General features: G+C 71.2%; 10 protein-coding genes. 6 read left to right on the top strand and 4 right to left on the bottom strand.

Annotation, left to right across the window (positions count from 1 at the left end; genetic code table 11):
• Window positions 1-11 precede the first annotated feature (11 nt).
• On the top strand, window positions 12-1,394 hold the full coding sequence (locus ACF061_RS03170; RefSeq protein ID WP_392265044.1) for a glycine--tRNA ligase: 1,383 nt from the start codon (window positions 12-14) through the stop codon (window positions 1,392-1,394).
• A 66-nt stretch (window positions 1,395-1,460) separates the two neighbouring features.
• Here the strand turns inward: ACF061_RS03170 and ACF061_RS03165 are convergent, their stop codons facing one another.
• Window positions 1,461-2,531 carry a chitinase gene (locus ACF061_RS03165; protein WP_392265043.1) on the bottom strand — a complete coding sequence of 357 codons (1,071 nt, stop codon included), beginning with the start codon at window positions 2,529-2,531 and terminating at the stop codon, window positions 1,461-1,463.
• Window positions 2,532-2,743: 212 nt separating this feature from the next.
• Here ACF061_RS03165 and ACF061_RS03160 point away from each other — a divergent pair, with 212 nt between their 5' ends.
• Window positions 2,744-3,748 (top strand): aldo/keto reductase, encoded by a 1,005-nt coding sequence (locus tag ACF061_RS03160; protein WP_392265042.1) that lies wholly within the window; start codon window positions 2,744-2,746, stop codon window positions 3,746-3,748.
• A 25-nt stretch (window positions 3,749-3,773) separates the two neighbouring features.
• Window positions 3,774-4,364 (top strand): TetR family transcriptional regulator, encoded by a 591-nt coding sequence (locus tag ACF061_RS03155; protein ID WP_392265041.1) that lies wholly within the window; start codon window positions 3,774-3,776, stop codon window positions 4,362-4,364.
• A 17-nt stretch (window positions 4,365-4,381) separates the two neighbouring features.
• Here ACF061_RS03155 and ACF061_RS03150 read toward each other — a convergent pair whose 3' ends face one another.
• Window positions 4,382-4,804, bottom strand: coding sequence for a hypothetical protein (locus ACF061_RS03150; protein WP_392265040.1), 423 nt, complete (start codon window positions 4,802-4,804; stop codon window positions 4,382-4,384).
• Between the two features lie 295 nt (window positions 4,805-5,099).
• On the bottom strand, window positions 5,100-6,530 hold the full coding sequence (locus ACF061_RS03145) for an MFS transporter (protein ID WP_392265039.1): 1,431 nt from the start codon (window positions 6,528-6,530) through the stop codon (window positions 5,100-5,102).
• 101 nt (window positions 6,531-6,631) lie between these two features.
• Here ACF061_RS03145 and ACF061_RS03140 point away from each other — a divergent pair, with 101 nt between their 5' ends.
• Window positions 6,632-7,573, top strand: a complete 942-nt coding sequence (locus tag ACF061_RS03140; RefSeq protein WP_392265038.1) for a helix-turn-helix transcriptional regulator — start codon at window positions 6,632-6,634, stop codon at window positions 7,571-7,573.
• Window positions 7,574-7,588: 15 nt separating this feature from the next.
• Here the strand turns inward: ACF061_RS03140 and ACF061_RS03135 are convergent, their stop codons facing one another.
• Window positions 7,589-9,034, bottom strand: a complete 1,446-nt coding sequence (locus ACF061_RS03135; protein ID WP_392265037.1) for an MFS transporter — start codon at window positions 9,032-9,034, stop codon at window positions 7,589-7,591.
• A gap of 103 nt (window positions 9,035-9,137) precedes the next feature.
• On the opposite strand from ACF061_RS03135, the gene dusB reads away from it, so the two are divergent.
• Window positions 9,138-10,280, top strand: a complete 1,143-nt coding sequence (gene dusB, locus ACF061_RS03130) for a tRNA dihydrouridine synthase DusB (protein ID WP_392265036.1) — start codon at window positions 9,138-9,140, stop codon at window positions 10,278-10,280.
• Between the two features lie 687 nt (window positions 10,281-10,967).
• Window positions 10,968-13,715 carry a pyruvate, phosphate dikinase gene (ppdK, locus tag ACF061_RS03125; protein ID WP_392265035.1) on the top strand — a complete coding sequence of 916 codons (2,748 nt, stop codon included), beginning with the start codon at window positions 10,968-10,970 and terminating at the stop codon, window positions 13,713-13,715.
• Window positions 13,716-13,865: the final 150 nt, after the last annotated feature.

The following is a 13,865-nucleotide window of genomic DNA, read 5'->3' as shown; positions in this document are numbered from 1 at the left end:
AAGAGAGCACCGTGGCCGCCGACAAGATCGACACCATCGTCAGCCTGAGCAAGCGCCGTGGCTTCGTATTCCCCTGCAGTGAGATCTACGGCGGCCAGCGTGCCGCCTGGGACTACGGCCCCCTGGGTGTCGAGCTCAAGGAGAACCTCAAGCGCCAGTGGTGGCGCTACATGGTGACGTCCCGCGAGGACGTGGTCGGCATCGACTCGTCCGTGATCCTGGCCCCCGAGGTCTGGGTCGCCTCCGGACACGTCGCCACCTTCACGGACCCGCTGACCGAGTGCACCGCGTGCCACAAGCGGTTCCGCGCGGACCACCTGGAGGAGGCGTACGAGGAGAAGAAGGGGCGCGCCCCGGAGAACGGCCTCGCCGACGTCAACTGCCCCAACTGCGGCAACAAGGGCCAGTTCACCGAGCCCAAGCAGTTCTCGGGCCTGCTCTCCACCCACCTCGGCCCGACCCAGGACACCGGCTCCGTCGCCTACCTGCGCCCCGAGACCGCCCAGGGCATCTTCACCAACTTCGCCCAGGTGCAGACCACCTCGCGCCGTAAGCCGCCGTTCGGCATCGCCCAGATGGGCAAGTCGTTCCGCAACGAGATCACGCCGGGCAACTTCATCTTCCGCACCCGCGAGTTCGAGCAGATGGAGATGGAGTTCTTCGTCAAGCCGGGCGAGGACGAGCAGTGGCAGGAATACTGGATGGAGCAGCGCTGGAACTGGTACACCGGCCTGGGTCTCCGTGAGGAGAACATGCGCTGGTACGAGCACCCCAAGGAGAAGCTCTCCCACTACTCCAAGCGCACCGCCGACATCGAGTACCGCTTCAGCTTCGGCGGCAGCGAGTGGGGCGAGCTGGAGGGTGTCGCCAACCGCACCGACTACGACCTCGGCGCCCACGCCAAGGCCTCCGGCCAGGACCTCTCCTACTACGACCAGGAGGCCGGCGAGCGCTGGACGCCGTACGTCATCGAGCCCGCGGCCGGTGTCGGCCGGGCGATGCTCGCCTTCCTCCTCGACGCCTACGTCGAGGACGAGGCGCCCAACGCCAAGGGCAAGATGGAGAAGCGCACGGTGCTGCGCCTGGACCACCGCCTGGCCCCGGTGAAGGTCGCGGTGCTGCCCCTGTCGCGCAACCCGGAGCTGTCGCCCAAGGCCAAGGGTCTCGCCCAGGCGCTGCGGCAGAACTGGAACATCGACTTCGACGACGCCGGCGCCATCGGCCGTCGCTACCGCCGCCAGGACGAGATCGGCACGCCGTACTGCGTGACGGTCGACTTCGACACCCTGGAGGACAACGCCGTCACCGTCCGCGAGCGCGACTCCATGAAGCAGGAGCGCGTGTCGCTGGACCAGATCGAGGGCTACCTGGCCGGACGCCTGCTGGGCTGCTGACCGAACGGTCCCGAGACGCCGTACGGCCGCCGAGTCACTCGGCGGCCGTACGGCGTTCTTCGTGGCTCAACGGCCCTGGAGCGCCTTCACGTTGTCGCCGAAGGTCCAGTTCTTCGAGCCGTCCCAGTTGACCGACCAGGTCATCAGGCCCTTCAGGCCCCCGCCGTAGTGGCTCCAGGCCTGGGAGACCAGGGAGGGGGACATGTACCCGCCGCCCGCGCCCGGCTGGGCGGGCAGGCCCGGGACCTGCTTGTCGTAGGGGACCTTGACGGTGGTGCCCTGGATCACCAGGCCCTTGTTCAGGCAGTCGGTCTGGGCGTTGAAGCCCGCCACCGTGCCGGCCGAGTACGAGTCGCCGGAGCAGCCGTACATGCTGCCGTTGTAGTACTGCATGTTCAGCCACCACAGCCGGCCGTTGTCGGCGTACTTCTTGATGATCGGCAGGTAGGCGCCCCAGATCGAGCCGTAGACGATGCTGCCGCCGGTGACGTAGGCGGTCTCCGGGGCCATCGTCAGGCCGAAGCCGGACGGCATCTGGGCGAGGACGCCGTCGATGATGCGGATCAGGTTGGCCTGGGACGTGGAGAGCTGGTTGATGTTCCCGCTGCCGGTCAGGCCGGTCTCGATGTCGATGTCGATGCCGTCGAAGTTGTACTTCTTCAGGATCGGCACGATCGTCGCGACGAACCGGTCCGCCACCGCCGAGGAGTTCAGGTCGATGCCCGCCGCCGCGCCGCCGATGGAGAGCAGGATGGTCTGGCCGGACGCCTTGGCCGCGCACATCTCGGCGGGCGTGGCCACCTTGACGCCGGTGTCCATGCCGTCCTCCCACAGGGCCGTCCCGTCGGAGAGGATGACCGGGAAGGCCGCGTTGATCACGTTGTAGCCGTGCGCGGCGATCCGGGAGTCGGTGATCGGGGTCCAGCCGAAGGGCGGGTGGACGCCGTTGGAGGAGCCGTCCCAGTTCTCCCAGTAGCCCTGGAGCACCTTCCCGGCGGGGCGGGACTTCACGGCGCAGGTGTCGCCCGCGGCGGCGGGGGCGGCGGCCGAGGCGGCGGGCGCGAGGGCGAGGGCGAGCGGGGCCAGACAGGCGGTCGCCAGGGCGGCGGCGAGCAGCCGGAGTCTGCGGCGGATCATGCGGAGCCTCCCGGTGGGGGTGCGGTGAGGGATCGGGGCAGTGATGTCGCAGCCATGACATTCCTCTGGTCCAGACCTTTCGTCAATAGGTCTGGACCAGATGCGGCCGAACTCCGGCGCCCTGGCATGACAGATGACAGCTATTGAAATCTGTCATCTGTCATGCCAGAGTGGGGGCACGTCCTCCCGAGACACCCCCAAGGAGCTCTCCCATGGACATCCGACACCTCGGCGCCACCGGCCCCCAGGTCTCCGCCCTCGGCCTCGGCTGCATGGGCATGTCCGCGCTGTACGACGACGTGGACCGGTCCGAGTCCGTCGCCACGATCCACGCCGCCCTGGAGGCGGGCGTGACCCTGCTCGACACCGGCGACTTCTACGCCATGGGCCACAACGAGATGCTGATCGGCGAGGCACTGCGCGCCGCCCCCGCCGCCCGCCGCGAGCAGGCCCTGGTCAGCGTGAAGTTCGGCGCGCTGCGCGACCCCGACGGTGACTGGAGCGGCTTCGACGGCCGGCCGGCCGCCGTGCGCAACTTCGCCGCCTACTCGCTCCAGCGCCTGGGCGTCGACCACATCGACGTCTACCGGATCGCCCGCGTCGACCCCGACGTGCCGATCGAGGAGACGGTCGGCGCCATCGCCGAACTGGTCGAGAAGGGCCATGTGCGCCACATCGGCCTGAGCGAGGTCGGCGCCGACACGATCCGCCGGGCCGCCGCCACCGCGCCGATCGCGGACCTGCAGATCGAGTACTCGCTCATCTCGCGCGGGATCGAGGACCGCATCCTGCCCACCACCCGCGAGCTGGGCATCGGCATCACGGCGTACGGGGTTCTCTCGCGCGGCCTGATCTCCGGGCACTTCACCCGCGACCGGCGGCTCGCCGCCGACGACTTCCGGGCGCACTCGCCCCGCTTCCAGGGCGACAACCTCCAGCACAACCTCGACCTCGTCGACGCGCTGCGGAAGGTCGCCGATGGCAAGGGCGTGACGGTCGCGCAGACCGCCATCGCCTGGGTGCTCTCGCGCGGCGAGGACATCGTGCCGCTGATCGGAGCGCGCACCCGGGAACGGCTCACGGAGGCGCTGGGCGCCCTGGACGTGACGCTGGACGAGGCCGACCTGGCGGCGATCGAGGAGGCCGTCCCGGCCCACGCGGCCGCCGGCGAGCGCTACCCGAGGGCGCAGATGGCACACCTGGACAGCGAACACTGATCCCGGCGCGGGTACGGTCTACGACATGTCACCCGCCACCGAGTCCCTGACCGCCGAACGCATCCTGGAGGCGACCGAGGAGGTGCTGCGCCGCCACGGTCCGGCCAAGGCGACCGTGGTGGACGTGGCCCGCGCCCTCGGCGTCAGCCACGGCAGCGTCTACCGGCACTTCCGCACCAAGGCCGCGCTGCGGGCGGCGGTGACCAAGCGCTGGCTGGACCGGACCTCCGGCCTCCTGGCCGGGATCGCCGCCGCCGACCGGGACCCGGAGGAGCGGCTGCGCGAGTGGCTCAGGGCGCTGTTCGACGCCAAGCGCCGCAAGGCCGGCGGCGACCCCGAGCTGTTCGCCACGTACTCCGTCCTCGTCGGCGACAGCGGAGAGGTGGTCGACGAGCACGTCGCCGAACTGACCGCCCAGCTGACCGGGATCGTCGCGGCGGGCGCCGCCGCCGGCGTGTTCACGGCCGCCGACCCGAACTCCGCGGCGCGTGCCCTTTTCCATGCCACCGGCCGCTTCCACGACCCGGCTTACGCGGGGGAGTGGAAGCGGCCGGCGATCGAGGAGGAGTTCGAGGCGGTGCTCGAACTGGTGCTGTGCGGACTACGAGCCCGTTAGCACCGTGCCGCTCCCGGTCACATCACGTCGACGGTGATCGTCTTGGAGCGCGTCGGACCGGACACCACGCGCAGGTGCTCCGTGCCCTTGGCGGCGAGCTTCGTGGTCACGGTGTACGTGTCGCCCTTCTTGACCACGGTGGTCGCCCGCAGGGTGGTCCACTTGCCGTTGTGCAGGCGCTGGACGGTGAGCTTGGTGCCGGCCGCCAGGTTGGCGGTGCGCCCGGTGAGCGTCACGCTCTGCCCGGCCCTGATCCGGCTGTGGCTGGCCTTGATCGAGATGGACTTGGCCATCGCGGTCATGGTGTGCGTGGGGCTCGGCTTCGGCATCGGCGCCGAGTCGGCGGCGAAGGCTCCGGCCGATCCGACCGACACCAGCGCGGCGGACAGGGCGCCCGCGGCCAGAGTGCGGATACAGCGACGGCGGAGAGTGGCGTGCATGGTGGTCTCCCGTTGTTCGACGGACTTCCCCCTGCGGAGCGAAGGCCCCCGGGTGGGGGGCCGTTCGCGCTACTCCAGGTTTGCCCGGGTTCGCCGGCGCGGCATGTCGACGGAGATCGAACTCGGCCCGGAGCGGGGTTTGTTTGATGAGAAACCGCAGGTCGGGCGGGGGTGACCCGTTCACTTGTTTCTTACCTTTGTCCGACTGGTCACACAGTGTGACCTACGGGCGGTGACCGGCCGCGGCCACGCGGTCGCCCACCGGAACGGGCCGTCCGCACACGGGCGCCGGCCCTCAGCCGATCGCGCGCGGCAGCCGGAGGCTGAGCAGCCCGGTCAGGACCACGCCCGCGAGCTGGACCAGGAGCGTGATCACCAGGGCGTCCCGCATGCCCGTGCCGGGCACCAGCGACAGGAACAGCGTGCCGAGGGTGGCCACGCCCAGCGCCAGCGCCGACTGCTGGGTGGTGACCATGACCCCGCTGCCGACTCCGGCCCGGGCGGCCGGCACCTCGGAGAGGACGATCCGGAAGATCACGGGCAGCTGGAGCGCCTGCCCCGCACCGGCCACGGCCGCTCCGGGGAGCAGTTCCACGAAGCCCAGCTGGGGCCAGGACCGCTGGACGGTCAGCGCCATCAGTCCCACGCCCACCAGTTGCACGACCGCGCCCGCCGTCACCACGCGGGTGCCGTACCGGGCGACCAGCCGGGGCCCGGCCAGCGAGACGAGGAAGAAGGCGACCGCCATCGGGGCCAGCGCCAGCCCCGCCGGGACCGGGCCGAGGCCCGCGCCCTGCTGCAACGCCACCGCGACGACGAACATGAAGCCGCTGAAGCCGATGGAGAAGGGCACGATCAGCGTCAGGCCGCGGCGCAGGGACACCAGGCGGAACAGGCTCGGCGGCACCAGGGGCGTACGCCCCTGCCGGTCCGCCCTCCGCTCCACCGCGTAGAACGCGGCCGCCACCAGCGGGAACGCGGCCAGTGACAGCCACGTCCACAGCGGCCAGCCCGCCGCGCGGCCCTCGGTGAGCGGCGCGAGCAGCGCCAGCAGGGACAGCGCCAGCAGGACCGTGCCGGGGCCGTCCACCGGCTCCGGGTGCTGCGAGCGGGTCTCCGGGACGGCGCGCAGCGCCAGCACCAGGCCGGCCACCACGACGGGCACGTTCACCAGGAACACCGCGCGCCAGCCGGTGCCCCAGACGTCCGCGGCGACCAGGACGCCGCCGAGGATCTGCCCGGCCACCATGGAAAGGCCCGCCGTCGCGCCGTACAGGCTCATCGCCCGGGCCCGGCGGGGACCGGAGGTGGTGGCCTGGATGGTCGCGAGCACCTGCGGCAGCATCGCGGCGGCCGACGCGCCCTGCGCCGCCCGGGCCGCGACCAGCGTCCAGGCGCCGGGGGCGAGCCCGCAGGCCAGCGAGGTCAGGCCGAAGGCCGCCATGCCGCCGAGGAAGAGCCGGCGCCGGCCGAACAGGTCGCCGAGCCGGCCGCCGAGCACGAGCAGCACGGCGTACGCCACTCCGTACCCGGCCACCACGAGTTCGAGCACGGCCTCGCCCGCGTGCAGGTCCTGGCCGATCGCCGGCAGGGCGACGTTGACGATGAAGAAGTCGATGAGCGGCAGTGCCGCGCCGAGCAGCACCGTGAAGAGTCCGGGCCCGCCCAGCGCGGATGGCGCCGCGACGGGCCGGACGACGCGTGAGGAGATGGTGGGAGTGGTCACGGCCACGAGCCTGCGCCCGTTGTGAGACGGGTACCAGAGTGTCCTTATCCTGGTAGCGGAAGTACCTGGCAACAGGGTCCGCGCGGCGGCAGGATGGAGGCATGACCATCATGGCCCAGAAGGCACCGGCAGGGCCGGCCGCGGTGCGCCCGGCCCCGGCGGGAGCGGCCGACGCCCCGGGTGAACGGGGCGGACAGGCCACGGCCTCGGCGATCCGGCGGCACGAACTGGCCGCCTTCCTCCGCCACCGCCGCGAGCACATCACCCCCGAGCGGGTCGGCCTGCCCCGCGGTCCCAGGCGGCGCACGCCCGGGCTGCGCCGCGAGGAGGTGGCCCACCTCTCCGCGGTCGGCGTCACCTGGTACACCTGGCTCGAACAGGCCCGCGACATCCAGGTCTCCGTACAGGTCCTGGACGCCCTCGCCCGCACCCTGCTGCTCGACCCCGGCGAGCGCGCCCACCTCTTCCAGCTGGCGGGCGCGACGGACCCGGCGCCGTCCACGGTCTGCCCGTCGGTCACCCCCGCGCTGCGCGCGGTCCTGGAGCAGCTCGAGCCGTTCCCGGCCTGCCTGCAGAACAGCCGGTACGACATCCTCGCCCACAACCGCACCTACGGCCTGCTTCTGTGCGACCTGGACGCGGTACCGCCCGAGGACCGCAACTGCATGGTCCTGTCGTACACCCACCAGGAGTGGCGTTCCTCGATCGTGCACCTGGACGACGCCCTGCGGCACATGGCCGCCCGCTTCCGCGCCGCGATGGCCGGCCACCTCGCCGAGCCCGCCTGGAAGACGCTGCTGAAGCGGCTGCGCGACCAGTCGCCGGACTTCCGCGAGGTGTGGGACCGGCACGAGGTGGTCGCCCCGGCGAGCAAGCGCAAGGAGTTCCGCAACTCCCTCGTCGGCAGCGTGACCGTCGACCACACCGATCTGTGGCTGACCCCGGATGTGGGTCCGCGCATGGTGACGTACGTGCCGGCGGACGACGAGTCGCGCGCACGGCTGGAGAAGCTGCACGCGATCGCCCTGGAGCGGCGGGCCTAGGGTCCGCCGCGCGGTTCAGGCGCCGACGGCCGCCGCCTGGCGCACCTCGTGCTCCTGGAGCCGCTCGGCGGTGCGCTCCGCCGTCCCCCTGGCCCACCGGCCGGAGGTGACCGCGCCCAGCACCAGGACCAGCACGCCGCACGCCACCAGGACCCACCAGCCCGGCCGGGCGGCGGAGACGAACGAGTCCCGGTAGGAGGACGAGCCGGCGCCGGAGGCCAGCAGCGCGCCCACGACGGCGACGCCGAGGGTCTGCCCGAGCTGCCGGCTGGTGGAGGCCACGGCCGCGGCGACCCCCGCCTGGGCGCGCGGCATCCCGGACACGGCCGTGTTGGTGATGGGCGCGTTGACGAAACCGAAGCCGATGCCGAACAGGACGTAGCCGATGACCAGCGTCAGGTTCGAGGTCTCGGCCTCGAAGGCCGCGAAGAGCACCGCGCTGACCGTCATGGCCACCCCGGCGACCAGCAGGGGCAGCCGGGGGCCGCGGCTGCCGACCAGCCGCCCGGACAGCGGCGCGCACAGGAACGTGGGCGCCGCCATCGGCAGCATCCACAGGCCCGCGTGCAGGGCGTCCAGACCGCGCACGTTCTGCAGGTACAGCGTGGACAGGAACAGGAAGCCGCCGAGCGCCGCGAACGCGCTGACCGCGACCACCGTGGCCCCGCTGAACGGAGCGGACCGGAAGAAGCGCAGGTCGATGAGGGGTTCGGCGCGGCGCGGCTCGTACCACAGCAGGCCGAGCAGGGCGGCCAGCGCGACGACGGCGAACGGCCAGACCGTGGCGGCGCCGGCGTCGGGGGCCTCGATGATCGCGTACGTCAGCGCCCCGAACAGGGCGATGACCAGGACCTGCCCCACCGGGTCGGGACGGCGGGCCTTCGGCGCCCGGGACTCGGGGACGAACCGCAGGGTGAGCAGGAGCGCGGCCAGGCCGACGGGCAGGTTGACCCAGAAGATGGAACGCCAGCCGACCGACTCCACCAGCAGGCCGCCGACCAGCGGTCCCGCGGCCATGGATATGCCGACCACCGCGCCCCACACGCCGATCGCGCGGGCGCGCTCGCGCGGGTCGGTGAAGGTGTTGGTGATGATCGACATCGCGACCGGGTTGAGCATCGAGCCGCCGACCGCCTGCACCATGCGGAAGACGATCAGCAGTTCGAGGTTGGGCGCCAGCGAGCACAGCAGCGAGCCGACGCAGAAGACGATCAGGCCGGTCATGAAGACCCGCTTGCGGCCGATCCGGTCGGCCGTGGAGCCGGCGAGCATCAGCAGCGCCGCGAGCACCAGCGTGTAGGCGTCGATGGTCCACTGCAGGCCGGACGTGCTCGCGTGCAGCTCGCGCTGCATCGAGGGCAGGGCGACGTTCAGGACGGTGTTGTCGATGCTCACGATCAGCAGGCTCATGCAGCAGATCGCGAGCACCAGCAGCCGTCGGCGGTGGCTGAGCTCGGGCATGTGTGCCATGGTACGCGTTCGATAGTGCGGTTAACTAATGACTGATACACGATCCGTACGGGCGTGCGGCACGGAGGCCGGAGCGATACGCGACAATGGGGGAATGCCCACGCCCGAGTCCCCCTTGCAGATCGGTCCGCACGCCGTCCGGCCCCCGGTGGTGCTGGCTCCCATGGCCGGTATCACCAACGCCCCCTTCCGCACCCTGTGCCGGGAGTTCAGCGGCGGCAAGGGCCTGTTCGTCAGCGAGATGATCACCACCCGGGCCCTGGTCGAGCGCAACGAGAAGACGATGCAGCTGATCAGGTTCGACGCGAGTGAGCGGCCGCGCTCCATCCAGCTGTACGGCGTCGACCCGGCGACGGTGGGCAAGGCCGTCCGCATGATCGCGGAGGAGGACCTCGCCGACCACATCGACCTGAACTTCGGCTGCCCGGTCCCGAAGGTGACCCGCAAGGGCGGCGGCTCGGCCCTGCCCTACAAGCGCAACCTGCTGCGCGCCATCCTGCGCGAGGCGGTCAGCGGGGCGGGCGACCTGCCGGTCACGATGAAGATGCGCAAGGGCATCGACGACGACCACATCACCTACCTCGACGCCGGCCGGATCGCGGTCGAGGAGGGCGTGACCTCCATCGCCCTGCACGGCCGCACAGCCGCCCAGCACTACGGCGGCACCGCCGACTGGGAGGCCATCGCCCGCCTGAAGGAGCACGTGCCGGAGATCCCGGTGCTGGGCAACGGCGACATCTGGTCGGCCGAGGACGCGCTGCGGATGGTGCGCGAGACCGGTTGCGACGGCGTGGTCGTCGGCCGCGGCTGCCTGGGCCGGCCATGGCTCTTCGCCGATCTGGTGGCGGCCTTCGAGGGCCGTACGGACGCCTTCGTGCGGCCCACCCTGCGCGAGGTCGCCGACGTGATGGTCCGCCACGCCACCCTGCTCGGCGAATGGCTCGGCGACGAGTCGCGGGGCGTCATCGACTTCCGCAAGCACGTCGCCTGGTACCTGAAGGGGTTCGCGGTCGGCTCCGAGATGCGCAAGCGGCTCGCGATCACCTCCTCCCTGGCCGAGCTGCGCGCGGGCCTGGACGAGCTGGACCTCAACCAGCCCTGGCCGGCCGGCGCCGACGGACCGCGCGGCCGCACCTCCGGCAACAACCGGGTGGTGCTGCCGGACGGCTGGCTGAAGGACCCGTACGACTGCGCGGGCGTCGGCGAGGACGCCGAGCTGGACACCTCCGGCGGCTGAGCGCCGGCGGGCCGGCGGCCGAGCGGGTCTCGACGCCGGGGGCGGCCCGCGCCGCCCCGCCCCCGGCGCCGGCCGAAGGCGTCGGCCAGCCCTTCCGAGCCCCGACCCCCCGGCCGGTCGCGGTGGGACGGTCGCGGGGGGGCAATGACGGTTCCGGGCCAAGAGCGGCGCTCCCGACCTGGGCCTTCGCCCCCGCGGCCCGGCCCCGATCCGTCATTCGCGTATGCCGCCCGGTTCCACCGCCGGGTCCCCGTCCGCAGGGCCGCCGGTCGGCCCGTCCGATCCGCTGCCACGGAAGCGAAAACTCGTCCGCATGGTGAAATCCATGGCCCTGTGGCAGCGTGATTCTCGCCACCCTTGATAGGGGCTGCGCTCAGATGAGCGGATCTTGCGCGGTTGCACCTCATCAAGGGATGGCACTCAGTGCCATCCCTTGATCGTTCATCGATCGAAATCACCCGTGCTGAGGCTCGCTCACATGAGCGGAAAAGGGGGTCGGATGAGCCGGCTCCGTTCAAGAAGTGAAAACATCGGGCCCTGACGACTTGCCAAGCCTTGACTTTCGATCCGCTGGCGGACCGCTGGTTACGGGCGCATGACGCACGAGTGGACGTACCCACAGGCCTTTGATCTGGGTATGTTCCTCGCCGTCAGGGCAGCCACCGCGTCCTCGAGGAGTCGAGACCCGTGTCGGAAAACAAAGATCCCCAGGTAGCCGAACGCGGCAACAGCGTTGAGGGCGTGAAGTTCGTTTACGACTTCACCGAGGGCAACAAGGACCTCAAGGACCTCCTCGGTGGCAAGGGCGCCAACCTCGCCGAGATGACCAACCTGGGCCTTCCCGTCCCGCCGGGCTTCACCATCACCACCGAGGCCTGCAAGGTCTACCTCGACAGCGGCGAGGAGCCGACGGCACTGCGTGACGAGGTGAGTGCGCACCTCGACGCGCTCGAGCGCAAGATGGGCAAGAAGCTCGGCCAGGCCGACGACCCCCTCCTCGTGTCGGTCCGCTCAGGGGCGAAGTTCTCCATGCCCGGCATGATGGACACCGTCCTGAACATCGGTCTCTCCGACAAGTCCGTGCAGGGCCTGGCCAAGCAGGCCGGCGACGACCGCTTCGCCTGGGACTCCTACCGCCGGCTCATCCAGATGTTCGGCAAGACGGTCCTCGGCGTCGACGGCGAGCTCTTCGAGGACGCCCTCGACAAGGCCAAGGAGACCAAGAAGGTCGCCGTCGACACGGAGCTGGACGCGGCTGACCTGAAGAAGCTGGTCGCCAAGTTCAAGAAGATCGTCAAGACCGAGGCCGGCCGGGACTTCCCGCAGGACCCGCGCGAGCAGATGGACCTCGCCATCAAGGCGGTTTTCGACTCCTGGAACGGCGAGCGCGCCAAGCTCTACCGCCGTCAGGAGCGCATCCCGCACGACCTGGGCACCGCCGTCAACGTCTGCTCCATGGTCTTCGGCAACCTCGGCCCCGACTCCGGCACCGGCGTCGCCTTCACCCGCGACCCCGCCTCCGGCCACCAGGGCGTCTACGGCGACTACCTGCAGAACGCGCAGGGCGAGGACGTCGTCGCGGGCATCCGCAACACCGTCGCGCTGGCGGAGCTGGAACAGATCGACAAGACGTCGTACGACCAGCTCATGCGGATCATGGAGACCCTGGAGAACCACTACAAGGACCTCTGCGACATCGAGTTCACCATCGAGCGCGGGCAGCTGTGGATGCTGCAGACGCGGGTGGGCAAGCGCACCGCCGGTGCCGCCTTCCGTATCGCCACCCAGCTCGTCGACCAGGGACTGATCGACGAGGCCGAGGCCCTCCAGCGGGTCACCGGCGCCCAGCTCGCGCAGCTGATGTTCCCCCGCTTCGACGACGGCGCGAAGGTCGAGCAGGTCGGCCGGGGCATCGCGGCCTCGCCGGGCGCGGCGGTCGGCAAGGCGGTCTTCGACTCGTACACCGCCGTGAAGTGGTCCCGCTCCGGCGAGAAGGTCATCCTGGTCCGCCGGGAGACCAACCCCGACGACCTGGACGGCATGATCGCCGCCGAGGGCATCCTGACCTCGCGCGGCGGCAAGACCTCCCACGCGGCCGTCGTCGCCCGCGGCATGGGCAAGACCTGTGTCTGCGGCGCGGAGGAGCTGGAGGTCGACACCAAGCGCCGCCGTATGACGGTCCCCGGCGGACACGTCGTCGAGGAGGGCGACGTCATCTCCATCGACGGCTCCACCGGCAAGGTCTACCTCGGCGAGGTCCCGGTCGTCCCGTCCCCGGTCGTGGAGTACTTCGAGGGCCGGATGCACGCCGGCGCCGACGACGCCGACGAACTGGTCGAGGCGGTGCACCGGATCATGGCCTTCGCCGACCGCAAGCGCCGGCTGCGGGTGCGGGCCAACGCCGACAACGCCGAGGACGCGCTGCGCGCCCGCCGCTTCGGCGCCCAGGGCATCGGCCTGTGCCGCACCGAGCACATGTTCCTCGGCGACCGCCGCGAACTGGTCGAGCGTCTGATCCTCGCCGACACGGAGGCCGAGCGCGAGGAGTCCCTCAAGCAGCTCCTCCCGCTCCAGAAGAAGGACTTCGTGGAGCTGTTCGAGGCGATGGACGGCCTGCCGGTCACCATCCGCCTCCTCGACCCGCCGCTGCACGAGTTCCTGCCCGACATCACCGAGCTGTCGGTGCGCGTGGCCCTCGCCGAGTCCCGCCAGGAGCCGCACGAGAACGAGCTGCGGCTGCTCCAGGCCGTGCACCGGCTGCACGAGCAGAACCCGATGCTGGGCCTGCGCGGCGTACGCCTCGGCCTGGTCATCCCCGGTCTGTTCACCATGCAGGTCCGGGCCATCGCCGAGGCCGCCGCCGAGCGCCGGAACGCCAAGGGCGACCCGCGCGCCGAGATCATGATCCCGCTGGTCGGCACCGTCCAGGAGCTGGAGATCGTGCGGGAGGAGGCCGACCGGGTCATCGCCGAGGTCGAGGGCGCCACCGGCACGCGGCTGAAGCTGGCGATCGGCACGATGATCGAGCTTCCGCGCGCCGCGCTCACCGCCGGCCAGATCGCCGAGGCCGCCGAGTTCTTCTCCTTCGGCACCAACGACCTGACCCAGACGGTGTGGGGCTTCAGCCGCGACGACGTGGAGGCCAGCTTCTTCACGGCGTACCTGGAGAAGGGCATCTTCGGCGTCAGCCCGTTCGAGACGATCGACAAGGACGGCGTGGGCTCCCTGGTGAAGTCCGCCGCCCTGGCCGGCCGGGCCACCCGCCCCGACCTCAAGCTCGGCGTCTGCGGCGAGCACGGCGGCGACCCGGAGTCCGTGCACTTCTTCCACGAGGTCGGCCTGGACTACGTCTCCTGCTCCCCGTTCCGCATCCCGGTCGCCCGCCTCGAGGCCGGCCGCGCGGCCTCCCGGTCGGAGGGCAGCGACCACCGGTAGGCACCGGAGAAAGACCCCGGAGTCCTCGTCGTGGTCCCCGACCCTCACTACCGATTGCGACGAGGACTCCGGTCCGCCGAAGGGGCGGCACCCTGTGCGGGGGTGCCGCCCCCGCCCTGTGCCGGGGCACGGCGCACCGCGGCGCCCCCC

This window comes from Streptomyces sp. NPDC015220 (assembly GCF_043079345.1).
In the GTDB taxonomy this organism is placed as follows: Bacteria; Actinomycetota; Actinomycetes; order Streptomycetales; family Streptomycetaceae; genus Streptomyces.
The sequence above is the reverse complement of the archived record's forward strand: the minus strand, read 5'-3'. Positions and strand labels throughout refer to the sequence as shown.

What these genes read in the sequence shown, in the direction of transcription:
- ACF061_RS03165 (WP_392265043.1), bottom strand. Translation starts at nt 2,531, where the DNA reads ATGATCCGCCGCAGACTCCGGCTGCTCGCCGCCGCCCTGGCGACCGCC.
- ACF061_RS03160 (WP_392265042.1), top strand. Translation starts at nt 2,744, where the DNA reads ATGGACATCCGACACCTCGGCGCCACCGGCCCCCAGGTCTCCGCCCTC.
- ACF061_RS03155 (WP_392265041.1), top strand. Translation starts at nt 3,774, where the DNA reads ATGTCACCCGCCACCGAGTCCCTGACCGCCGAACGCATCCTGGAGGCG.
- ACF061_RS03150 (WP_392265040.1), bottom strand. Translation starts at nt 4,804, where the DNA reads ATGCACGCCACTCTCCGCCGTCGCTGTATCCGCACTCTGGCCGCGGGC.
- ACF061_RS03140 (WP_392265038.1), top strand. Translation starts at nt 6,632, where the DNA reads ATGACCATCATGGCCCAGAAGGCACCGGCAGGGCCGGCCGCGGTGCGC.
- ACF061_RS03135 (WP_392265037.1), bottom strand. Translation starts at nt 9,034, where the DNA reads ATGCCCGAGCTCAGCCACCGCCGACGGCTGCTGGTGCTCGCGATCTGC.
- dusB (WP_392265036.1), top strand. Translation starts at nt 9,138, where the DNA reads ATGCCCACGCCCGAGTCCCCCTTGCAGATCGGTCCGCACGCCGTCCGG.